Source organism: Alkaliphilus pronyensis (assembly GCF_009017275.1).
Classification (GTDB): Bacteria; Bacillota; Clostridia; order Peptostreptococcales; family Natronincolaceae; genus Alkaliphilus_C; species Alkaliphilus_C pronyensis.
In genome coordinates this window covers 1-22911 of sequence record NZ_WBZC01000047.1, presented here as the reverse complement: position 1 = coordinate 22911, position 22911 = coordinate 1, and the positions used below count along the sequence as shown (strand labels likewise).

Below are 22911 nucleotides of genomic sequence, written 5' to 3'. Positions count from 1 at the left end.
GAATTTAAATTTTCATTTAAGTGTTAAAACAATTATAAAAGCAATGTTGAATGTTTCAAGAACGTATGTTCTGTTATGTTTTTATTATATCACTTTTTTCAAAAAATAGAACCCTTATTTTTTAGGGAAAATAAGGGCTTTTTACAACTATTTTTTATATTAGCTTATCTTGATAAATGTTTAAAAGATTTATACGCTGTAATTTATTTTTAATTACATCAACATCTGTAGTATATAGGTCTAATTCCTTCATTCGTTTAAAATAGTTGGAGCCTGCAAAGGTATATCTTTTCTTTAAACCCTCTTCCTTTAAAATTTCTTCATTAGCATGGGCAATTAAATCTCCTGAAGTCAGTAATCTTGGTAATTCTAGTAATGGCATTCCTAAGCTTAGTCTTACACTATTATGACCTGCTAAGCTTCCGGTAACTATAGCTTCTGTATGACCAACAAATAGTCCTGCCTTTTCGCCTGCACACATTAAATTATCTATATTGTTTACCTTCATTGTATTACTTCTTGGTGCAATAGATAAATATCTAATGGAGTTTCCCATTCCCCCTGCATAGGGATCTTCGTAACGGACATTTTCAAAGCCTTTAAATTTCCTTAGCTTTTCTAAAGGATAAAATGGTGCCATTAGCTTTGCATGACCTGTATCTAAAAGAATTAAATTTTCAGCATACTCCTTCAATGCATATTGTTGACAAACCTTCATGTCTAATTTCTCAAAGGTTATCTCTTCTTTAGGAATTGCAAGTATATAAACACCCTTTTTATTCAGCTCATTTACAATTTCTTTAGACAAAGAATCCTTATTGAGCTTACAGGAGCCACTAAAGGCACCATATGACCCATTTGCCCGTTGCCCCAGTATATCCTCTACTCCTGATTTTTGACTTAAGCTAACCCTAGGACCAAAGGAAGGACATCTTAAAACACACATGGCACACCCATTACCGTACTTTAAGCAATTTCCCATAGGTCCTGTGGAGCCTGTAGTTTCAATAAAAATATCTCCTTCTATAATTTGTTTATTTTGTAGCCTAACACCTGTTATTCTTTGTTCCTTCATTTCAACATCTGTTATTCTATGCTGTAGAAACAAATTAATACCCATAGAAAGAACAAGGCTTTTTACTCTAGGCTCTATTATATTTACATCATATAGGCTAGCGTGCTGATGACCAGGAAAGCTTATATTTTTATGTCTTGAGCATTCATCGGTTATTCTAAATAGCTCATGGGCACCTAACAATATACATTCCTCTGCTGCAGTATATCTTCCATTATTTCTCATAATACCACCAACATTACCTAAGCCTAGTAGCATGTCGGTTCGTTCATAAAGGTAAACATCTGCACCTGCTTTTTTGGCAGTTATAGCTGCAGCACATCCAGCCCAACCCCCACCAATAATTACTACCTTAGTCAAAAGTAATCCTCCTCCTTACTTCTTATAGTTAACTTGAGTTTTACAGGAGCGAATAGGAATTCCTCCAGCGTCATAAACAACACAAGCACCACAAATTCCTTCACCACAGCATAATTCATTGTTGTTTGTTACTACTATTTTCATTTCACTTAAATTTAAATTCTTAAATAGGTTTTTTTGAAGATAGTCTGAACCACCAATAAACACTAAATCGTATTTTTTCATGGATAAGAAAAGATTTATTTTTTCCTGCCCTTCCCTACTATAAAAATTAATATCATCTTCAAGAAGATTAGCCATTGTATATTCACTAATAAGGTTTATATTAGATGAAGCTTTGTCAACAATTACATCAATTATATTATTATTGTGGAGTAGATGCTTTATTGTTAGAATTGCAGGAGCTTGGGCTATACCTCTGGCTATAATAAGACAGCTTTTACCTTTTGCCTTTTTTAAATTTTCTAAGCCAAAAATACCATTCCAATATGGACCCCTTATTAACAGAGAGTCATTTACTTCCTTAATGGCCTGTGTTTTTACTCCCTGGATTTCAACAGCAATCTTTATATAATTACTATGTTCATTTGCATCCATTATTGATATAGGTATATCAAAAAAGCCTTCTAAATCTTTATTACGTATAAAGATGTAAGAACCCGGCTGTTTAAGCTGTCGTGCTAAACTATGGGGTACTTCTAATGTGAAAATAATAATATTTTTTTCTATAATTTCCTTATCAATTATAAGTGTTTCTCTAGCCTCTCTAATGTTTTTTTTCTTTTGATTTAAAAAATGAAACTCTTGGTAAATACAAAGGCCTGGCCAGTTACAATCACAATAATCCTTTCCCCTTAGGCGAGAGCAGGTTATACAGCTATTCATCTCTGCTAAATAGCAGGGACAATATTCACTACCTGCATCAATACATTGATCACCCTCAATATTCATATGAAGCCTCACTCCTTTCCTTCTACACACCTTAATATCAGCATATTTAAATTAGAGCTTAATTGTTACTATGTTTTCTTTATTTGACTTCGGGTTATAAAGTATAATAAAATTAGCTGATAATAACCTGTGAGGTGTATAATGAATAAATTAAAAAGTGAAGTTTTAAGGTATCTTGCTTATAAAAATCAGCCTTTAGATGAAAATATTAATAATTTAATAGATTCCACCCTAAAGGAGGCAATAGAGCTAAAGAATAGAGGCTATAAATATACCTATAGGGCTTTTAATATTTCCTTTGATAAAAAAGGAGTTTTATTAGAAAATAGTGATATATATTTATTTGGGAATGACATTTATAGACATCTAAATAATTCAGAAAAATGTATTCTAATAGCCGCCACCTTAGGTATTGATTTTGAAAGGGCTATTATATATAATTCCAAGATAAACATAACAAAGGCTTTAATATTAGATGCATGTGGCACTGCCTTAATTGAAGGGGTATTAGATGAAATTGAAATGGAGCTTTTAAACTCTTCTATTACAAAAGACCTTCAATTAACAGGTAGATATAGTCCTGGCTATGGTGATTTTCCAATAGAAAGTCAGAGGGATATGGCACTATTATTAAATACAGAGAGATGTATCGGTGTGACAGTTTCCCCAAGTCATATACTTATACCTCGTAAATCTGTTACAGCAGTTATTGGTCTTTATAAGGATAAAGCCATTAGCTGCTTCAAAACAGGCTGTAAAAGCTGTAATATTTCTAATTGTGAATATAAGGAGTGAATTTATGAGTAGCATAGATTATACTGACTGGTTATTATTTGATGGTGCAATGGGAACCATGCTACAGAAAAATGGTTTAAAGCTTGGTGAACTACCAGAGGCTTATAATATTTTATATCCAGAGATTATTGAAAAAATCCATAGGGAATACATTGAAGCCGGCAGCAATATTATTACCACCAATACCTTTGGAGCCAATTCATATAAACTAAAAAATAGTAATTATACCCTTAAGAATATTATATCCAGTGCTGTTAAAATTGCCCGTAGGGCTGCTGGGGGGAAGTTAGTTGCTTTAGGAATTGGACCTATAGGTCAGCTTATGAAGCCCTATGGAACCCTATCCTTTCAAGAGGCCTATAATATTTTTTCTGAGGAAGTTAAAATTGGATATGCTGAAGGGGCAGATATTATACTAATAGAAACTATATCTGATATATATGAAGCAAAGGCAGCTGTATTAGCTGCTAAGGAAAACTCAACACTACCTATATTCTGCACTATGACCCTACAAGAAGATGGAAGAACACTTACAGGAACCGATCCATTAACCATCGTAACAGTTTTACAGGGGCTTGGGGTAAATGTATTGGGAATAAACTGCTCACTAGGCCCAAAGGAAATAATTCCACAGCTTAATGATTTTATTAAATACTCAAAGATACCAATTATGGTACAGCCTAATGCAGGTATGCCAGAGATTAAAGATTGTAGCACCATTTATAAGGTTACACCTTCTAGCTTTGCAGCAAGTATTAGGTCTATTGCTGAAATGGGTGTTTCTATATTTGGTGGCTGTTGTGGTACTACTCCAGAATTTATTAGGGAGGTAAAAGGAGTATTAAATACAATTAAACCAGTTGCCAGAAAAGTTGAAAAAATAACTACAGCAGCATCAGGCTTCAAAACTGAAATAATAGGTAAAGGTATAACAGTAGTTGGTGAAAGAATTAACCCCACAGGAAAAGCTACAATTATGGAGGCATTAAGGAAGGAAGATATAGATTATATTGCTTTAGAGGCTATAAAGCAGAAGGAGGCTGGTGCCAGCATTATAGATGTAAATGCTGGTATGCCGGATATTAATGAAAAGGATATAATGGTAAAGATTATAACGGAAATACAAGCCCTAATCCAAACTCCATTACAAATTGACAGTATGGAGCCAGAGGTTATTGAGGCGGCTGTGAGAATATATAATGGTAAGCCAATTATTAATTCTGTTAATGGTAAAAGAGAAGCTATGGAGACTATTTTTCCAATTGCTAAGAAGTATGGAGCTTTAATAATAGCTTTAACCTTAGATGAAAAAGGTATTCCACTAAAGGCTGAGGAAAGATATGAAATAGCTAAAAAAATAATAGCTACTGGTGAAGCCTATGGAATATCAAGGGAGGACATAATTATTGATACCCTAGCCCTTACTGCCTCAGCTCAGCAGGAGGCTGTTAAGGAGACAATAAAAGCCATTCAACTAATTAAAGAGAAGCTTGGTGTTAAAACTACTTTAGGAATAAGCAATGTATCCTATGGTTTACCCAATAGAGAAATATTAAACTCAACCTTTTTAAAAATGGCACTTACAGCTGGGTTAGATGCTCCAATAGTCGATCCCCTATGTAAAGAAATAAGTAATGCCATTAAAGCCTTTAATGTTTTATGGAACTATGATAAAAAGGCAGCTGCTTATATTGATAGCTTTAATAATAAGCCAGTTAATACCTATGTTGAAGATACTAAAGACCAAAGCTTAAGGGAGACTATAATAAAAGGCTTAAAGGGTGATGCCAAGAAAAAAACTAGGGAGCTTTTAATTACAGAAGGCCCAATGGATATTATTGATAATCACCTTATATCTGCCCTAGAAATAGTAGGTTATGAATATGAAAAGGGAAAAATATTTCTTCCACAATTGATACAGTCGGCTGAAGCAGTAAATCAAGCCTTTTCAGTTATAAAGCAGCAGCTACCAGAAACTTTAATTAAAGGGAAAAGCAATAAAATACTTCTTGCCACCGTTAAAGGAGATATACACGATATTGGTAAAAATATTGTTAAGGTGCTTTTAGAGAACTATGGCTTTCAAGTAATAGATTTAGGTAAAGATGTGGATTCCGAAGAAATATTAAGGTTAGTTAAAAGTGAGGATATAGAGCTAATAGGTTTAAGTGCATTAATGACAACAACAGTAAAGAGTATGGAGGAAACCATAATAAGGCTAAAGGAGCATAATATAAACTGTAGAATTATGGTTGGTGGAGCAGTTTTAAATGAATACTATGCTAAAGGGATAGGTGCTGATTACTATGCAAAGGATGCTAGGGATGGTGTGAAAATTGCACAAAAACACTTTAAGTTACATCCTTTCCATGAATTATAAGGGGATGTGATTATTTAAGAACATCCTTTATAATTCTTTTAATGTTGCCATTACAGATTTTCTCAACCTCCCCTTCTGTAAATCCATTTTTTCTTAATGCATATATAAGCTTATCCATCTGGCTGAAGTCTTTTATTTCAAGACTACAATCAATACCATCAAAATCACTGCCAAGGCCAATAACATCAATACCACCAATGTTATATATATGCTTAATATGCTTTACCATATCCTCTACTCTACTTATATTGCCATTACTAAGAAAATCTACACAAAAGTTAATCCCCATAACTCCCCCCTTTTCAGCTAGCTCTTTAATCATGTGGTCTGTAAGGTTTCTTGAATGATTTTTAATAGCTCTAGCATTAGAATGGGATGCAACAATTGGTTTTTTAGAATATTTTAATACATCATAAAATCCTCCATCTGATAAATGTGATACATCCACCAGCATACCCAGTCTATTCATTTCCTCTACAACCTCTATACCAAAGGGGGTAAGCCCCTTGTCACTAAATTCTTCATAATAATTTGGATAGCCAATTTCATTGGGATAATTCCAGGTTAATGTAATTAATCTTACACCTTCATTATAAAAGTTTCTTAAATATTCTATGCTTCCTTCAATAGCACCACCCTCTTCTATAGTTAAAAATCCAGAAAGTTTGCCCTTCCTTATATTTTCCTCTAGCTCCAAATAATTTTTTGCTATACCTATTACATCTGAATTTTTTTCTACCTCACTACAAAATAGCTTCAACAATTTATTTGCTGCTTCATATGGTCTATGGTTCAGCTCCTTTGCCTTTAGTAGGTCAATATATAAGGCAAAAAACTGTGCAATAGAGTTTCCCTTAATAAGCTTTCCTATGTCAATGTGATAGGGATTTTCCTTTAGTCCATATTTGTTTTTATCCATGTATAATCTATATATTGTATCGCAATGCAAATCAATTACTTCCATACAACCCCTCCTAAGTCTACCATCCATAATACTATATTCTATTTAAAGCTTATATCTCCTGTATTATTATAAGCTTTTAAGTTATATATAAAAAAGAGAACATATTAAGAAACATGCCTAATATAGCATCCTCTTTTGTTCTCTAGGGCGTATCATTATTTATTACTACTTAATTTAAAAAATCTAAGAAGCTTATCCTTAAATGTCAATACTTCTATATTATCATTAGCAACTAAGTCTGTTACATCAAGAAGCTGTTTATTTAAGTAGGTATAAACCTTACCAATTTTTTGCCCCTTAATTATTGGTGCCTCAATTTCATCAGGCACTTCCATAACTGATGATAGCTTTCCTTCCTCATCCGTCAGTAATGGGATAATAACCTTTTTAGAAGCTACTAATTGAATTTCTGATGCTTTACCCTCTATAACCGGTACTGTTTCTAATATAGCCCCCTTTTCATGTTGAACAAAGGCAGTATAATTATTGAAGCATTTGTCTATTAGCTCCTTTGCTGTGTTAAACCAATTGGGATCATTAAGGGTAACGGCAATAAACTGCATTTCCTCTCGTGTGGCTGAGGCTACTAAGCATCTACCAGCTTTTTTTGTGTATCCTATTTTTACTCCGTCCCCTCCCTCACAAAGGCGTAAAAACTTATTTTTATTTGAAAAGTATTGATTAATATCTCTGTCGGCAACGTGTAGCTTAGCTTTAACAATTTCCTTAAAAATAGGTTCATTTAAGGCGGCCTTTGTTATTAGTGCAAGATCATGGGCTGTTGTGTAATGCTGATTATGATGTAATCCATGAGGATTCATAAAGTTTGTATTGGTAGCACCTAGCTCCTTTGCTCTTTTATTCATCAGTTCTGAAAACTTTTCAACAGAGCCCCCAAGCTCAATTGCTATAGCAGTGGCTGCATCATTTCCCGAGCGTAGCATTAATCCATATAGTAGGTCTATCATCTTCATTTCTTCATCACTTTTTAGGTATATAGATGAGCCTTCTATGCCTTGTGCTTCATATGGTACCTTAACCACATAGTCTAAGTGGGAGTTTTCTATAGCCAAAAGAGCTGTCATAATTTTTGTAGTGCTTGCCATAGGCATTTTTTCATTGGCATTGTTTTTGTACAATATACGTCCAGTTGCAGAATCTATTACAATAGACGCTTTTCCACTTGTTGTAATTGTGTCCTCACTTGCATATATAACAGATGTTAACAATAGCATAATAATAAAAATAAATAAAGTTACTTTTTTCATAGCTGCACCTCTTTTAATTGATTATTTGCTTCACTTTATTATTACCATTGAATACCCTTATATATACAAAAAAACAAGTAACCTTAAATTACTTGTTTAAAGCTATATTATTCTTCTCTTGTAAAGGTACAGCCAAATTCCTTAGCTAGCTTCTCTGCTTCTTTAACATCCTCTTTACTCCATATGGACCAGCCACCCTTTAATACACCGTCTACATAAATTTCCACCTTATCATTTTTTAAAATCATAGTTTTATTATTTCTCTTCTTCATCTGTTCAACTTGATTTCTTACAGCCTCCTCAGGATCAACATCTAATACCTTTAATGCTATAAACAAACAAGACATTGCATCCTGTAGCTCTCTTTTGGCTTTGTCTAGGTCATTCTTCATTAGGGCCTTTAAGGATTCTGCAACTTCTTCATTCAAGTGACTAATGGCAGTTTTGGGATCATTGGTACTATATTTTCTATTATTCCATATTAACTCTATAGCATTTTTGATATCCATAATTCACCCCTCCAAATCTGTGTGTATACTTATATATAATATTATACAATTTATACCCATTAAGTACAAACCTAAGCCTTAAATGAATAGTAAAATTTTTGTTATAATATTTTTAAATACTACAGAAGGAAGCTAGGAATCATGAGTTTAGTGCAAAAATAATAGAGGGAGTATGCCCTCTATTCATAAGTAATAGACTCGTTATCTTCATCATGTTTTTTATGCTTTTTACCAGAACCATTTAACATTTTTTGAAGATTGTTTATCATTGTTGGAGTCATATTAATTATACTGTCTATCATATTTGCCCTTTGATCAACTGGCATTAAACGCATTTGACCGTTTCCAACAACCATGAAGGCTACAGGTTGAACTGATACACCAGCACCTGCACCACCTGCAAAGGGAAACTTACCTCCATTAGCTTTTTTGCTACTTCCATCATTTTCACTATTTTGCTGCTGGCCTTTCCCATCTTCCTTTTTCTCCATTGAATAATCGCCACCACCAGATGCAAATCCAAATGATACCTTAGAAATAGGTATAATTACAGTTCCATCAGGAGTTTCTACTGCATCTCCAACAATGGTGTTCACATCTACCATTTCTTTAATACTCTCCATTGTTGTTTTCATTAAGGATTCTATTGGATGTTCGTTCAATTTATCACCATCCTCTATTTTTTAATGTTATTATTATGATTTTAAATCCTACAATAATAATATAGCCTATTTTTAGCTTAATTATACAGTCAAGTGATGTATCTAATTTTTCAATTCCATAGGCAGGGGTGATATTTATATTAAAATCATTTAAAAAAAAATTTCTTTTTAAATAATTAATAGCATTTGCTTTAAAAACCCATGCTAAACCTGTAGCAAAGCCAGTTATGGCAGCATCGTCTGTACCCAATTCAGTTTCCCAATTAAAGTTTACTATTTTTATTCTCTTAAATATATACTTTTTAACTACTATATATTTCTCATATATTTTTTTAGCTTTATTATAAATTAACTTCATTTCATTGTAATTGAAAAAAGACTCAGATGGCTTCTTAACTACATCACTATTAGCAACCTCAAGTTTAGAGTTCAACTCAATAAAGCTATATAGTCTATCACCACTTATTAATTCAACTAATGGAATTTCTATGCGATATTTTAAAAGACCATATAATAGCTTTATGTCTACTACAATTTCTTTTCTTTCATTCTTTTTTAAAAATTGAATTCTAATATTGATATTAGTAAAGGTTATTACAGCTAAGAATAGCATAATAACAATTATTATAAAATAAACATAAGCCAACATAAATCACCCTATCATTATTATATTACTATTCTTTCCAGTTTTTATTAAAATAGACACATGATGCTATAATATAAATTAGTATATAATAAAGGTATTGACATTTTTTTTAATTTGATTATATTTAATATAGGTAAACAATAAGTTTACTGTAAGTAAATTTATATTTGTAAGTGAGGTGATAGATTGGATATTGGCGAAAAAATAAAGAGGCTAAGGATTTTAAATGAATTAACTCAAGAGGAGCTTGCACATCGTTCTGATCTAACTAAGGGCTTTATTTCTAAAATTGAAAGAAATATCACTTCACCCTCTATTGCTACATTGATGGATATTTTAGAAGCATTGGGAACTGATGTTAAGAAATTTTTTAATGAAGAGGTACAGGATAAAATAGTCTTTACTAGAGAGGATATCTATGAGTCCCACAATGAAGAGCTTAAAAACACATTATTCTGGTTAATTCCTAATGCACAAAAAAATGCAATGGAGCCTATTTTGTTGGAGCTAGCCCCCAACGGCTCAAGCAATATTGAAGAGCCCCATAAGGGTGAAGAGTTCGGCTTTGTATTAAAGGGAGTAATTAATCTTTATTTGGGTAAAAAGAGATTAAAAATTAAAAAGGGTGAGAGCTTTTATTTTATGTCAAATCAAAGACATTATATTGAAAATACCAGTAATAAAAAAGCTGAAGTCCTTTGGGTATCTACACCACCCTCCTTTTAGTATTACAATTACATATTAAAAGGATAATTTACTAGTAAAGATACCCTTTTCTTTATAATATTGATTTAAATATGGTAAGACTAATAATATAAGACTAATAATATAAGACTGTTACAGGGAGGAAATATAATGGAGCTTTGGTATTCTGAAGAGCAAACTGCTAATGTAAGACTATCTTTAAAGGTAAAAGAACAGCTTTTTTCTGGAGAAAGTGAATTTCAAAGGGTAGATGTATTTGATACATATGAATATGGTAGATTGATGACCTTAGATGGTCTTGTTATGGTTACAGAAAAGGATGAATTTATTTATCATGACATGATAGTTCATATTCCTATGGCAGTTAACCCATCTATAAAAAAAGCACTAATTATTGGTGGTGGAGATGGAGGTACAGCAAGAGAATTGCTGCGTTATAAAGGTATAGACCATGTTGATATGGTAGAGATAGATAAAATGGTATGTGATGTGGCGAAGGAGTTTTTCCCTACTATCTCTAATGAATTAAATAATCCCAAGCTTTCTCTTTATTATGAGGATGGAGTAGCATACATGAAGGGTAAGTCTAATTTATATGATTTAATTATAATTGACTCCACTGATCCTGTAGGACCCGGCGAAGGACTCTTTACATCAGAATTTTATACAGACTGCTTTAATGCACTTACTGAAAATGGTATATTAGTTAATCAAAATGAAAGCCCTGTATATGAGGAATTTGCTAAGGAAGCTGTTAGGGCCAATGAAAAGCTAAAGAAAATATTTCCTATAGTAGAAGTATACCAGGCCCAAATACCTACCTATCCATCTGGATATTGGTTATTTGGCTTTGCCTCAAAAGCCCTTCATCCCACTAAGGACTTTAAGCCACAAGAATGGAATAGGCTTAATTTAACTACAAGGTACTACAATACAGAGCTGCATTTAGGAGCCTTCGCATTACCAACCTATGTAAAGGAGTATATAGAGAATGGAGCTATTTAATAAGTATCAATTTTTAGGATGTGAGTCAAGCTTTAAGGAATCTGAGGTTGTTTTATTTGGTGCCCCCTACGATGGCACCAGCTCATTTAGACCAGGTTCACGCTTTGCAGCCAGTAGAATTAGGATAGATTCCTATGGCTTAGAAACCTATAGCCCCTATTTAGACAGGGATATTGATGATTATAGGGTTCATGATGCTGGTGATTTAAATCTTGCCTTTGGTAATAGAGACCTAGTCCTTAAAGGAATTAAAGAGTTTACTGTAGATATAGTGAAAAATGATAAAAAACCCTTTATGATTGGTGGGGAGCATTTGGTAACCCTACCTGCTGTAGAAGGGGTATTAGAAAAGTATAATGATCTTGTAGTGCTTCACTTCGATGCCCATACAGATTTACGTGAGGATTACATGGGAGAAAAATATTCTCACGCAACTGTAATAAGAAATATTTGGGATATTGTTGGTGATGGACGAATTTATCAATTTGGAATAAGATCAGGTCTTAAGAAAGAGTTTGAATGGGCAGCTTCAGGTCATACCTTCTTAGAAAAGTTTGGTTTTTCTAAGCTTGAGGCTGTTATAAATAGCATAAAGGATAAACCTGTATATGTAACTATAGATCTAGACATATTAGACCCCTCAATTTTCCCAGGAACAGGAACTCCTGAGCCAGGTGGAATAAGCTTTGTTGATATGATGAAAATTATAAGTCTTATATCATCCTTAAATATAGTGGGTGCAGATGTTGTTGAGCTTTCACCGGATTATGATCCAACTGGTGTTTCAACAGCAGTTGCTTCAAAAATCATAAGAGAGCTATTGTTAGTTTTGTAGTAGGCTTAAAATCCACCTTGCTTTTGTTAGGTGGATTTCTTATTATTTATGCCTATTTATAGTATATATCAATTAAATAGATCCTTAATATCCTCTTCATCTTCAGTAAGTAGTTGAAACTCACTGATAGGAGGTAAATCGTTTAAAGAGTTTAATCCAAAGGTTTTTAAAAATACTAATGTAGTACCATAAATTATTGGCCTGCCTGTTTTTTCTAATCTCCCCTTCTCCTCTATTAACTCCTTTTCTATAAGGGTACTTAATGCCCTATCACATTTAACCCCCCTTATACCCTCTATTTCGCTTTTAGGTATAGGCTGCTTATAGGCTATAATAGCTAAGGTTTCAAGTGTAGCTTGAGTAAGTCCTTTGTTTTGCTTTGGTTCTAATAGCTTTTGGATGTACTGATGATGCTCTGGTTTTGTTGCCAGTTGTACATAATCATTCATTCTTATAATTTGAATTCCTCTTTTTGTAAAATTAAACTCGTCAATCATTGATGCAATAATTCTTTCAGTAGTTTTTAAATCTAGGTCTATAACCTTGCTTATTTCTTTAATTGATATTGGATCAGACCAAGCAAACAAAACAGCTTCGATTATAGCTTTTATATATTCAACATTCATTTTTATGACACCCCATTAATATCAATTACTCTTTATTTCTATTAATATTTCACTAAAGCAGTTGCTCTGCTTTACACCCACCTTTTTCATTCTAATTAACTCAAGCAATGCTAAAAACGTTGTTATAACCTCATTTCTACTACTAAGCTTTAAAAACAAATGATTAAAGGTCACCTTTGCCTTAGTAGATAATGTATTTAATATAGCATTTATTTTTTCCTCTATAGTAAATGTTTCCCTCTCCATTTTGCGAAGATTCACATTAACACTACCTGAACCATGATTTTTCAACACCTTATTAAATGCTAAGATAAGCTTATTCATATCCATTTCCTCCAGTAGATTGCTGCTATCATCTATATCAAAGATGATTTCTTCCCTTGGCTTAAAAAACAGCTTGCTGGATAAGTCCCCTTTACTTTTAAGGGCATCAGCAACATACTTATATTTTTTGTATTCTAAAAGCCTTCTAACTAGTTCATTTCTAGGATCAACCTCTTCAAATTCCAGTTGTTCATCTACCTTCTTCTCAACAGGTAATAGCATTTTAGACTTTATCTCCAATAGGGTTGCCACCATAACTAAAAACTCGCTTGTTACATTTAGATCAATTTCCTGCATTGCTTTAATATACTGTATATACTGGACAGTAATCTCGCTGATTGGAATATCATATATATCTATCTCGTTTTTCTCAATCAAATGAAACAGTAAATCAAAGGGACCCTCAAAGGCTTGTACCTTTATTTTATAAGACATAGCGCCCTCCTTAATAAATTAAGTACAACAATCTTACAACAATATTATTTACAGACCAGTTCATTATAGGTGTTAATATTAAATCAATACCATTAAAGACCAATAGAAGCAGCAATAAAACATGAGAGTATTTTTGATATTGATAGTAATAATTCTCAAATCTATCTGGTAAGAAAGCCAATAGAACCTTTGAACCATCTAATGGAGGTATGGGCAATAAGTTGAAAATTGCCAAACCTATATTAATAAATATAGAGTATTCAATAATACTAATAACTAAGGAATTACCACCATTTCTTAGCTGAAGCCCTAATAATATGGTAAATATTAATGCTAGTAATATATTGGTAGCTGGACCTGCAATTGAAACCAACAAAGTCCCTAACTTCCTTTTTTTAAAGTAATTGGGATTTATAGGTACAGGTTTCGCCCAACCAAAGCCAGCCAGCATTAACATTAAGAACCCAAAAACATCTATATGAGAAATGGGGTTTATGGTTAACCTTCCATAATGCTTAGAGGTTGGATCTCCAAGTAGGTAAGCCGTATAGGCGTGGGCAAATTCATGTAAAGTAATTGCAACTAGAATACCTGGTAATGTTAAAACTATCCTGCTTAAATCAAACATTTTTTTCTCCTTTCAAGGCCTTATAATGTTTTTTTGCTAATGCAAGCTCATCCTCATATGAGTACACTAATCCTTTAATCTTAGCCTCTAAAACATAGTCAAGAATATCCTTATAAATGGGTCCAGGTTTAATATTTAGCTGTTTTAAATCTTCTCCTGTTATACTAATATTTTTATTCTGTAGGTTTAAAGTATAAAACATTAAATAGTGACGTATGTAGGCATTATCACTGTCAATATAATAAAATAATATTGCCTCCCTTGAAAGTGTGTGTAGGCTTTGATACAGGCAATACTTATCTAAATCCTCCTCGACTAAAAGCTCATATACCTTAGACTTAGATATAAGGCCATTATAGATTTTACTTCTAATCTCCTTGTTAACACAGAATAAATCTAAAAGCCCATTAATAGCCTCAGCCTCTACCTCACTTAATAATATCATTACTTTAACTAATACAATATTTATATCTTTAAAAATATCCTTAAATTGGTCTTGATATGATTTAATACTATTAATCTTATCTATTATTTCATTAGATATATTTAAATTATTATTAATTGAACTCAATATTCTTAAGTCCTGCATCAGCCTAAGGCTTTCGCTTAGGCTTTTTTCCTTTAAAATATACACCAATTCTTCCTTAATGCGATCATTACTAAGCTTACTTAGCATATTTTCCCCTAGTGCCTGCTCCATAAAGCTTTTCGTTTCTTCATCTAAAGAAAAATTGTATCTAGCTAAAAATCTAATTGCCCTAAAAATACGAGTAGGATCCTCAATAAAGCTTAGATTATATAAGACTCTAATTCTTTTATTCTTTAAATCTGTAAAGCCTCCAAAATAATCAATTAGCTTTCCTTGATTATCTTTATTAAGCTGAATTGCCATACAGTTAATAGTAAAGTCTCTCCTAAACAGATCACTCCAGATTGTGCTTTTCTCTACTTTGGGCAAGGCTGCAGGATACTCATAGTATTCTCTTCGGGCAGTTACTATATCAATTGTTTTACCATTTTCAAGCTCTAGCATTCCTGTTCCAAATTCCTTATAAAGCTTGGTATTACCCTTTAATTCTTTGTTTAGCTCTATCGCAAAGGCAATGCCATCACCTTCTACAACTAAGTCAATATCCCAGTTTTCTACATTTAAAAATAGATCCCTAACAAATCCCCCTACAACATAAACCTTTTCATTTAGCCTATCTCCTACATCGCCAGCCTTATCTAATATATCATATATTTCCTTCGGAAGCTTCTTCAATAGCTCCTTGCAATCTTTATCCTCAATAACATCATTATAGGTTTTTTTGTACCATTTAGGTACATTTTTTCCGTATAGAACCTTTAGTGCATCTGTTCTAGTTACTATTCCAACTATTTTGCCATTATCAACTACGGGTAAGCGACCAATATTGTGCTTAATTAATAACTCATTAATCTCTGATATGGTGGTATTTAAATCAATAGTTTTTACGTTTCTAGTCATAAAGCCCTTTACTGGTGCGTGGGCTAAGCCATGTATTATAGCCTTGTCGATATCTGTTCTTGATATTATTCCAATTAATTGATTATCCTTAACCACAGGCATACCTGTATGACCATATCTGAACATTATTTTATTTACCTCTTCAACAGTCATTTCTTCAAAAACTGTTTTTACTGGGTGACTCATGATTTCTTTAGCCACCAACTGAGGCTTTATTTTGTCATTTAAAATATTTAACATAGAGCTTTTTATATCATTAATATTTCCACCCTTTATTGTAGCAGAGCCAGCCTTAGGGTGTCCTGCTCCTCCAAAATCCTCAAGTAAATAAGGAATGTTAATTTCATCTGCGGAGCTTCTACCCACAATATAACAACGGTTTTCCATTTCAACTATAAGAAGTACTGCATCTGAGGATTTTATTTCCATTATTTTTTCGCACATTGTCCCTAAGTCACCAATGAAGCTATCTCCCTTAAATACTGCTAAAGAAACTTCATACCCCTTTATATCTAAAGTTTCCAAATTTACTAGAAGTGAAGTAAATAGCTGATCCTGTTCTTCGTCTAAATTAACACTTAAAAACTCATTTACAATCAATAAATTAGCACCATTTTTAAGTAGAAAAGCCACTGCTTCTGCATCTTGATAGATGGTATTGGTAAATGTTAAGCAGTTTGTATCAGAGTAAATGCCTAGTGCAAATAATGTTGCCTCAAATTCTGATATTGTAACATTCTTTTCCTCTATTTCTTTAACAAGTATAGTAGTACAGGCACCATAGGGTAATATTGTTTTTGTAGCCCTATCAATAGAATTAGTATTTATTGTGTGATGATCTATTATTGTAATAGGTACAGATTTATGTATAAGGTCTTTAAACTTTCCAATTCGATTTGATGTATTAACATCTACAATAAACAATTCTTGAACTTCGTCTAAGCTGAGCTTTCCTGCTTGTTTTATAGGTAAAACATTTTTGTATAATGAGACAAACCGCTTAACCTCTTCACTAATTTTACCAGTAAAGAACATGCTGGAGTTAGGATATAATTTTGAACATGCAACCATACTGGCAAGACCATCAAAATCTAAATTTTGATGGCTAATAATAGCCCTCATTAAACCACGTCCTCTATATAAACTTTTAGTTTTTTACCATTCTTCATTATACCATATCAAAAAGAGTAGTACAATTTGCACTACCCTTAATCTAAAAGTTTACTTAAATATCTCCTTCAGTTCCCTGTAAAACCCTTAAACATCCTTACTAAAATATTAAATATAGAAGCTTTTTTAACTTCCTCTGGTGTTACTATATCTACCCTATTGACCTCAGCCCCATCAATAGTTATTATAACCTCACCTATTTTTTCTCCTTTAATTAATGGCGCTTCAAGGTATTTAGGTAATATTACCTCCTTATTAACCTTATCCTCATCACCTTTATTAACCAATACCTTTAAATCCTCTAAAACAACACCATCTATTTCCATAGCCTTACCCTTATGAACTGGTATTTTCCCTACGGAGGTATTCTTTTTAACTATGTCAACAGTATTATAATTTGCAAACCCATAATCCAATAGCTTTGAAGCTTCTTCGAAGCGTATCTGTGAAGAAGGTGATGCCATAACAACAGCTATAAAGGAGTTATTTCCACGGGTGGCAGAGGCAGATAAACAATGCTTTGCATCTGTTGTATAGCCTGTTTTAACTCCAGTTGCTCCATCGTAGAATCTAATTAATCTATTCGTATTAACCAATTGCTGTTGGGATTGTTTTCTACCTACAATTACTGTATCCATCCAGGTTGTTAGCCAACCCTTAACACCATCATGCTTAAGCAGCTCTCTAGACATTAAAGCTATATCATAGGCAGATGTTGCATGACCCTCAGCAGGTAGTCCATTACTGTTTATAAAATTAGTGTTTTCCATGCCTAATTCCTTAGCTCTGTCATTCATCATTTGTACAAACATCTCTTCTGTTCCAGCTATGTGCTCACCAATGGCTACCGAGGCATCATTTGCAGACCTGATAGCTATACCCTTCATTAGCTCTTCTACCGTCTTAATCTCTCCTGGTTCAAGATATAGCTGTGTTCCCCCCATACTTGAAGCATACTCACTTATTACAACCTCATCCTCTAAAGCTATTCTTTCATTATCAATAGCCTCCATAGCCAGTAGCATTGTCATTATTTTTGTTACACTTGCTGGTGGTAGAGCCTCATGAATATTTTTCTCGTAAAGGATTTTACCTGTAGATTGATCCATAAGAATGGCTGATTTAGCATTAATTTCAAAGGGTACTTCTGCGGAAACATTAATTAAAGATAACGAAGCTATTAATGTAAAAATAACAGCAAAGCTAAAAACACATTTTTTCCATTTCATAATCTCTTTTAATTCCTCCTTCATTGCTTTATACTTATGTTTTCCATCAATTAAAGGAGTTATACAAAGCTAATAATACCTAGAAATGGAATAAATTAAACCAGCAAGAAAACAAGTTCCCACTGGTTGTATAAATACTTGATTTAAATTTTCAATTTGGTCTTGGGTTTTTCATTACTCATTCCTTATTCTTTATTCCTTCTTCCTTATTCCTTATTACCTATTCCTTATTACCTATTCCTTATTACTTATTACCTATTCCTTATTACTTATTACTAATTGATTTTAAGGTTCTTAACTCTTCACTCTTCACTCTTAACTCTTAACTTTTAACTCTTCACTCTTAATTCTTAACTTTTAACTTTTCACTTTTCACTTTTAATTTTTAATTATATCTTCTTCTTTTCAACTTCACTTGTTACTATACCATGAATTAAAGGTCTAGCTACAGGTCTATTCTTTTTTATGCTATATGCAGACTTCAGCTTTTCAATAGCATCCTTTAGCCTGTCTTCCTGGTTGTAATGAACCTCTGCCAATGAATCCCCTACCTTCACTTCATCCCCAACCTTATATTTAAAGACTATACCTACTGCTAAGTCAATTATACTTTCCTTTGTTTCTCTGCCTGCTCCTAGAAGCAGAGCACTTAAGCCAACAGTTTCTGCGTGAATATCATGTATATAGCCCTCTTCATTTGCCCTTAGGTAATAAACATGCTTTGCCTTTGGTAAAAGCTCTGGCTTATGGACATAGGTGCCATCTCCACCTTGTCGTTCTATAAAGGTTTTTAGAGTCTCTAAAGCCTTTCCATTTTTAATAACTTTTTGTAGCATTTCTCTACCTTCTTCTACTCCCTTAACAGCTTTAGCCAGTAATAGCATATATGAGCCTAGAGTTAGGCATAGCTCTGTAAAATCAGCTGGTCCATTTCCCTTTAAAGTGTCAATTGCCTCCTTTACCTCTAAGCTATTTCCAACTGCAAAGCCTAGAGGCTGTTCCATATCTGTTATTACAGCTATGGTATCCCTCTTCATTCTGGTGCCTATTTCAACCATTTCCTTTGCTAGGTTAAAGGAATCCTCTGTTTTCTTCATAAAAGCACCATTACCCGTCTTTACGTCTAATACAATAGCATCTGCACCAGCAGCTAATTTTTTAGACATTATACTGCTGGCAATTAAAGATAAATTATCAACCGTTGCTGTTACATCCCTTAGGGCATATAGGGTTTTATCAGCTGGTGCTAAATCATGGGATTGACCCACTACTGCAATTTTTATGTCATTAACGTTATTTATAAAATCTTCTATTGATAGCTCGACAGAAAAGCCTGGGAAGGCTTCAAGTTTATCTATAGTGCCACCTGTATGACCCAATCCTCTACCAGACATTTTGGCAACAGGTACTCCACAGGCAGCTACCATCGCCCCCAAGGCAATGGTGGTTTTATCACCAACACCACCAGTACTATGCTTATCCACCTTAATTCCTTCAATGGCTGATAGATCAATTGCTTTACCTGAATTCATCATTGCTTCTGTTAAATATGCAGTTTCCTCTTGATTCATTTTTTGAAAGTATATTGCCATTAATAGGGCTGATGCTTGATAATCAGGAATATTACCCTTTGTATATCCTTCTACAAAGAAATATATCTCTTCCTTTGTCAGGGCTTCGCCTTGCTTTTTCTTCTTAATTAAATCCACCATTACCATTATAAGGACACCTCGTTAACAATTCCTTTAACTAAGCTAATGAATTTGGGCTTAGTTTTTTTAGCCATTTCCATAACCTGCTGATGGCTGATTGATTCAAGAGAATCTGGAATAGCCATATCTGTTACACAGGATATTCCTAACACCTTTAAATTACTGTGTCTTGCAACGATAACCTCTGGTACAGTTGACATTCCAATAGTATCTGCTCCAAGTGTTATAATCATCCTTAGCTCTGCCTTAGAGAAATAATTAGGTCCACTTATTGCTAGGTAAACACCTTCGTGGGTTGTAATACCCTGATCCTCTCCCACTTTGTGGGCAAGGTCAATTAGACCCTTATCATATGCGGTTGACATATCAGGGAATCTTGGTCCTAATTCGGCTTCATTTTTGCCAATAAGAGGATTAGTACCCATAAAGTTAATATGATCATTTATAATCATTAAGCTACCTGCACTAAGCTTTGGATTCAAACCACCACAAGCATTTGTAACTAAAAGAAGCTTTACCCCTATTGCAGCCATAACCCTTACTGGAAAAGTTACTTCCTTCATACTATAGCCTTCATAGAAATGGAATCTGCCCTTCATTGCCACAACATTTTTCCCTTGAAGCTTACCTACTACAAGCTCACCAGCGTGTCCTTCAACTGTAGATTCAGGAAAATTTGGTATTTCCTTATAATTAATAACTGTTGCATCTTGAATTTCATCTGCTAAATCCCCTAAGCCAGATCCCAGTATTAGTCCAATTTCTGGTGTTATACTTATTCTATTTGATAAAAACTCTTGAGCTTCTTTAATTTTATTTAACATATTATCCATATCCTTATCTCCTTTATAAATTTTTAAGTATTTCCTTAATGTATGTCTTAAACTGTTCTTTAACCCTTTGTGTAGTCTCAATAACCTCTTCATGGCTAAGGGGCTGTGGTAAAATACCAGCTGCCATATTGCTTATGCAGGATATACCCAATACCCTCATTTTTCCATGAACAGCAGCCATAACCTCTGGAACAGTAGACATTCCAACTGCATCTGAGCCTAAAACTTCTGCCATTTTTATCTCTGCTGGTGTTTCATATGTAGGACCAGAAAAAAAGGTATATACACCTTTTTGAACCTTTAAGCCTATATTTGAGGCTACAGCCTCTGCCAGTTTAATTAACTCCTTATCATAGGCGTTGGACATATCGGGAAAACGTACTCCAAGTCTTTCATCATTTCTTCCCATAAGAGGATTATCAAATGCAAAGTTAATATGATCTTCAATTATCATAAGGTCTCCTGGTGTAAAGCTTCTATTAGCTCCTCCTGCTGCATTTGTTACTATAACCGTATTTATACCTAACTCCTTCATTACACGAATAGGAAAGGTTACCTCCTCCATTGAATATCCTTCATAATAATGGAATCTACCCTTCATTGCCAGCACTAATTTACCCTTTAGTCTTCCAAAAACCAATTCTCCTGCATGACCAGCTACAGTAGATATTGGAAAATGAGGTATTTCATTATAAGGGATCGACTGGGGCTCTTGTATATCATCAGCAAGCACCCCTAGCCCAGAGCCTAATACCAAGCCCACCGTTGGTACATCTTTTAACTTTAATTTAAGGTACTTACTGGCTTCATTAATTTTTGTGTACAAATCCATATTTACAACTCCTTTATTTAAGTATCATTTCCTTAAAGCTATTTCCATTTCCTGTACTTTCTATCTCCAATAGATCAGATATTGTTTTAGCAATATCTGCAAAGGATTCTCTAATTCCTATGTTTATATTAGCCCTTACAGCCTTTCCATAAATAACTATAGGTATATACTCCCTAGTATGATCTGTTCCTTTATAGGTTGGATCATTTCCATGATCGGCTGTAAATATAATAATATCATCAGCCTTCATGCTTTCTAGTATTTCTGGAATTCTAGCATCCATTTCTTCCAATGCAGCCCTATAGCCATGTGGATCCCTTCTATGACCATATTTAGCATCAAAGTCAACTAAATTTGTAAATATTATACCCCTATTGTCTCTATTTAAATAATTTATAGTTTGGTCTATCCCATCCATATTATCCTTTGTGTGAATGGCTTCTGTAATTCCCCTTCCATTAAAAATATCTTCGATTTTCCCAATACCAATAACATCTAAGCCATCTTCCTTAGCAATATCCAACACTGTTTTACCAAAGGGATCTAAGGAGTAATCCCTTCTATTGGAGGTTCTCGAAAACCCACCAGGCTGTCCTATAAATGGTCTTGCAATAATTCTTGCAACAGCATTGTCACCCATCATTAATTCTCTAGCTATTTGACACATTTTATATAGCTCATCTAAGGGTATTACATCCTCATGGGCTGCAATTTGGAAAACACTGTCGGCTGAGGTGTATACTATAGGATAGCCTGTTTCCATATGCTCTTTACCCAGTTCCTCAATAATAACTGTTCCAGAGGCTGGCTTATTTCCTAAAGTTTTTCTGCCTATCCTTCTTTCAAATTCATCAATAATCTCTTTAGGGAATCCTTCTGGATAGGTTCTTAATGGTTTTTTCACATGCAGACCAACTAACTCCCAATGACCTATGGTAGTATCCTTTCCATTGGATACCTCCATTGCTTTTCCATAGGCTCCTATAGGCTCAGTAATTTTGTCTACTCCCTTGATATCATCTATATTGCCCAACCCAAGTTTCTGAAGGTTGGGAAGATTTAGTCCACCAGTGGCCTCTGCTATATTCCCTAAGGTGTTAGCACCTACATCACCAAAGGCTTTCGCGTCTGGTAATTCCCCTATTCCAACACTATCCATAATAAATAGAACTACTCTATTAACCATACAATTAACCTCCATTTCATGTATCATCCTTTGACTTTAACTTTTAAATCTTATGCTTTGATTTTACAATTCGCTTTTGGGTTTTCGTTTATCTTTTATTTTTCAATCTTCCATTTTCAATTTTCCATTTTCAATTATGTTTTTAACTCTTAACTCTTAATTTTTATTCTTGATCTTGTTTTATGGTTTTGATTCTTTACTTACTTATTCCTTATTACTTATTCCTTATTACTTATTCCTTATTACTTGCTTTTGTAGTTTTTCATTTTTAACTTTTCACTTTTAGCTCTTA

21 protein-coding genes are annotated in these 22911 nt (G+C 33.6%); 5 read left to right on the top strand and 16 right to left on the bottom strand.

What is annotated here, in order from left to right; all coding sequences use genetic code 11:
• Positions 1-154 precede the first annotated feature (154 nt).
• Together F8154_RS11740 and F8154_RS11735 are read right to left on the bottom strand one after the other, a co-directional pair.
• Entirely contained in the window at positions 155-1435 is a 1281-nt protein-coding gene (locus tag F8154_RS11740) for an FAD-dependent oxidoreductase (RefSeq protein WP_151861815.1), read from the bottom strand.
• A gap of 15 nt (positions 1436-1450) precedes the next feature.
• Entirely contained in the window at positions 1451-2386 is a 936-nt protein-coding gene (locus F8154_RS11735; protein ID WP_151861814.1) for a sulfide/dihydroorotate dehydrogenase-like FAD/NAD-binding protein, read from the bottom strand.
• 141 nt (positions 2387-2527) lie between these two features.
• Here F8154_RS11735 and F8154_RS11730 point away from each other — a divergent pair, with 141 nt between their 5' ends.
• Positions 2528-3181, top strand: a complete 654-nt coding sequence (locus F8154_RS11730) for a hypothetical protein (RefSeq protein WP_151861813.1) — start codon at positions 2528-2530, stop codon at positions 3179-3181.
• Between the two features lie 4 nt (positions 3182-3185).
• A complete protein-coding gene (locus F8154_RS11725; protein ID WP_151861812.1) occupies positions 3186-5561 on the top strand; it encodes a homocysteine S-methyltransferase family protein in 2376 nt (791 codons plus the stop codon).
• Between the two features lie 10 nt (positions 5562-5571).
• On the opposite strand, the gene F8154_RS11720 is transcribed toward F8154_RS11725, so the two are convergent.
• From F8154_RS11720 to F8154_RS11700, 5 genes are all read right to left on the bottom strand, one after another.
• Positions 5572-6525, bottom strand: a complete 954-nt coding sequence (locus F8154_RS11720) for a dipeptidase (RefSeq protein WP_151861811.1) — start codon at positions 6523-6525, stop codon at positions 5572-5574.
• 155 nt (positions 6526-6680) lie between these two features.
• Entirely contained in the window at positions 6681-7793 is a 1113-nt protein-coding gene (locus F8154_RS11715; RefSeq protein WP_151861810.1) for a D-alanyl-D-alanine carboxypeptidase family protein, read from the bottom strand.
• Between the two features lie 107 nt (positions 7794-7900).
• Positions 7901-8302 carry a MazG nucleotide pyrophosphohydrolase domain-containing protein gene (locus tag F8154_RS11710; protein WP_151861809.1) on the bottom strand — a complete coding sequence of 134 codons (402 nt, stop codon included), beginning with the start codon at positions 8300-8302 and terminating at the stop codon, positions 7901-7903.
• A 179-nt stretch (positions 8303-8481) separates the two neighbouring features.
• A complete protein-coding gene (gene ytfJ, locus F8154_RS11705) occupies positions 8482-8964 on the bottom strand; it encodes a GerW family sporulation protein (RefSeq protein WP_151861808.1) in 483 nt (160 codons plus the stop codon).
• A 4-nt stretch (positions 8965-8968) separates the two neighbouring features.
• Positions 8969-9613: a DUF2953 domain-containing protein gene (locus tag F8154_RS11700; protein WP_151861807.1), complete on the bottom strand. Its 645-nt coding sequence runs from the start codon at positions 9611-9613 to the stop codon at positions 8969-8971.
• Between the two features lie 183 nt (positions 9614-9796).
• Here F8154_RS11700 and F8154_RS11695 point away from each other — a divergent pair, with 183 nt between their 5' ends.
• The 3 genes from F8154_RS11695 (at position 9797) to speB (ending at position 12155) form a co-directional block, all read left to right on the top strand.
• On the top strand, positions 9797-10336 hold the full coding sequence (locus F8154_RS11695) for a helix-turn-helix domain-containing protein (RefSeq protein ID WP_151861806.1): 540 nt from the start codon (positions 9797-9799) through the stop codon (positions 10334-10336).
• Between the two features lie 129 nt (positions 10337-10465).
• Positions 10466-11320, top strand: a complete 855-nt coding sequence (gene speE, locus F8154_RS11690) for a polyamine aminopropyltransferase (protein WP_151861805.1) — start codon at positions 10466-10468, stop codon at positions 11318-11320.
• A complete protein-coding gene (gene speB / locus F8154_RS11685) occupies positions 11307-12155 on the top strand; it encodes an agmatinase (protein WP_151861804.1) in 849 nt (282 codons plus the stop codon). The genes speE and speB overlap by 14 nt, the downstream gene beginning before the upstream one ends.
• A 68-nt stretch (positions 12156-12223) precedes the next feature.
• On the opposite strand, the gene scpB is transcribed toward speB, so the two are convergent.
• From scpB to F8154_RS11640, 9 genes are all read right to left on the bottom strand, one after another.
• Positions 12224-12781 carry an SMC-Scp complex subunit ScpB gene (scpB, locus tag F8154_RS11680; protein WP_151861803.1) on the bottom strand — a complete coding sequence of 186 codons (558 nt, stop codon included), beginning with the start codon at positions 12779-12781 and terminating at the stop codon, positions 12224-12226.
• Between the two features lie 21 nt (positions 12782-12802).
• Complete coding sequence (locus tag F8154_RS11675) at positions 12803-13540, bottom strand: segregation and condensation protein A (RefSeq protein WP_151861802.1); 738 nt, start codon at positions 13538-13540, stop codon at positions 12803-12805.
• A 10-nt stretch (positions 13541-13550) separates the two neighbouring features.
• Positions 13551-14168 (bottom strand): site-2 protease family protein, encoded by a 618-nt coding sequence (locus tag F8154_RS11670; RefSeq protein WP_151861801.1) that lies wholly within the window; start codon positions 14166-14168, stop codon positions 13551-13553.
• Complete coding sequence (locus F8154_RS11665) at positions 14161-16779, bottom strand: CBS domain-containing protein (RefSeq protein WP_151861800.1); 2619 nt, start codon at positions 16777-16779, stop codon at positions 14161-14163. Before F8154_RS11665 ends, F8154_RS11670 begins: the two co-directional genes overlap by 8 nt.
• A gap of 116 nt (positions 16780-16895) precedes the next feature.
• Positions 16896-18056 (bottom strand): D-alanyl-D-alanine carboxypeptidase family protein, encoded by a 1161-nt coding sequence (locus F8154_RS11660; protein ID WP_151861799.1) that lies wholly within the window; start codon positions 18054-18056, stop codon positions 16896-16898.
• Positions 18057-18445: 389 nt separating this feature from the next.
• A complete protein-coding gene (locus F8154_RS11655) occupies positions 18446-19774 on the bottom strand; it encodes a pyrimidine-nucleoside phosphorylase (protein ID WP_151861798.1) in 1329 nt (442 codons plus the stop codon).
• Positions 19774-20601, bottom strand: a complete 828-nt coding sequence (locus tag F8154_RS11650) for a purine-nucleoside phosphorylase (protein ID WP_151861797.1) — start codon at positions 20599-20601, stop codon at positions 19774-19776. Before F8154_RS11650 ends, F8154_RS11655 begins: the two co-directional genes overlap by 1 nt.
• A 13-nt stretch (positions 20602-20614) precedes the next feature.
• Positions 20615-21433, bottom strand: coding sequence for a purine-nucleoside phosphorylase (locus F8154_RS11645; RefSeq protein WP_151861796.1), 819 nt, complete (start codon positions 21431-21433; stop codon positions 20615-20617).
• A 13-nt stretch (positions 21434-21446) separates the two neighbouring features.
• Entirely contained in the window at positions 21447-22619 is a 1173-nt protein-coding gene (locus F8154_RS11640; RefSeq protein WP_151861795.1) for a phosphopentomutase, read from the bottom strand.
• Positions 22620-22911: the final 292 nt, after the last annotated feature.

Coding starts and splice junctions, on each gene's coding strand:
- F8154_RS11735 (WP_151861814.1), bottom strand. CDS start 2,386: ATGAATATTGAGGGTGATCAATGTATTGATGCAGGTAGTGAATATTGT.
- F8154_RS11730 (WP_151861813.1), top strand. CDS start 2,528: ATGAATAAATTAAAAAGTGAAGTTTTAAGGTATCTTGCTTATAAAAAT.
- F8154_RS11725 (WP_151861812.1), top strand. CDS start 3,186: ATGAGTAGCATAGATTATACTGACTGGTTATTATTTGATGGTGCAATG.
- F8154_RS11720 (WP_151861811.1), bottom strand. CDS start 6,525: ATGGAAGTAATTGATTTGCATTGCGATACAATATATAGATTATACATG.
- F8154_RS11715 (WP_151861810.1), bottom strand. CDS start 7,793: ATGAAAAAAGTAACTTTATTTATTTTTATTATTATGCTATTGTTAACA.
- F8154_RS11710 (WP_151861809.1), bottom strand. CDS start 8,302: ATGGATATCAAAAATGCTATAGAGTTAATATGGAATAATAGAAAATAT.
- F8154_RS11700 (WP_151861807.1), bottom strand. CDS start 9,613: ATGTTGGCTTATGTTTATTTTATAATAATTGTTATTATGCTATTCTTA.
- speE (WP_151861805.1), top strand. CDS start 10,466: ATGGAGCTTTGGTATTCTGAAGAGCAAACTGCTAATGTAAGACTATCT.
- speB (WP_151861804.1), top strand. CDS start 11,307: ATGGAGCTATTTAATAAGTATCAATTTTTAGGATGTGAGTCAAGCTTT.
- scpB (WP_151861803.1), bottom strand. CDS start 12,781: ATGAATGTTGAATATATAAAAGCTATAATCGAAGCTGTTTTGTTTGCT.
- F8154_RS11675 (WP_151861802.1), bottom strand. CDS start 13,540: ATGTCTTATAAAATAAAGGTACAAGCCTTTGAGGGTCCCTTTGATTTA.
- F8154_RS11670 (WP_151861801.1), bottom strand. CDS start 14,168: ATGTTTGATTTAAGCAGGATAGTTTTAACATTACCAGGTATTCTAGTT.
- F8154_RS11665 (WP_151861800.1), bottom strand. CDS start 16,779: ATGAGGGCTATTATTAGCCATCAAAATTTAGATTTTGATGGTCTTGCC.
- F8154_RS11660 (WP_151861799.1), bottom strand. CDS start 18,056: ATGAAATGGAAAAAATGTGTTTTTAGCTTTGCTGTTATTTTTACATTA.
- F8154_RS11655 (WP_151861798.1), bottom strand. CDS start 19,774: ATGGTAATGGTGGATTTAATTAAGAAGAAAAAGCAAGGCGAAGCCCTG.
- F8154_RS11650 (WP_151861797.1), bottom strand. CDS start 20,601: ATGGATAATATGTTAAATAAAATTAAAGAAGCTCAAGAGTTTTTATCA.
- F8154_RS11645 (WP_151861796.1), bottom strand. CDS start 21,433: ATGGATTTGTACACAAAAATTAATGAAGCCAGTAAGTACCTTAAATTA.
- F8154_RS11640 (WP_151861795.1), bottom strand. CDS start 22,619: ATGGTTAATAGAGTAGTTCTATTTATTATGGATAGTGTTGGAATAGGG.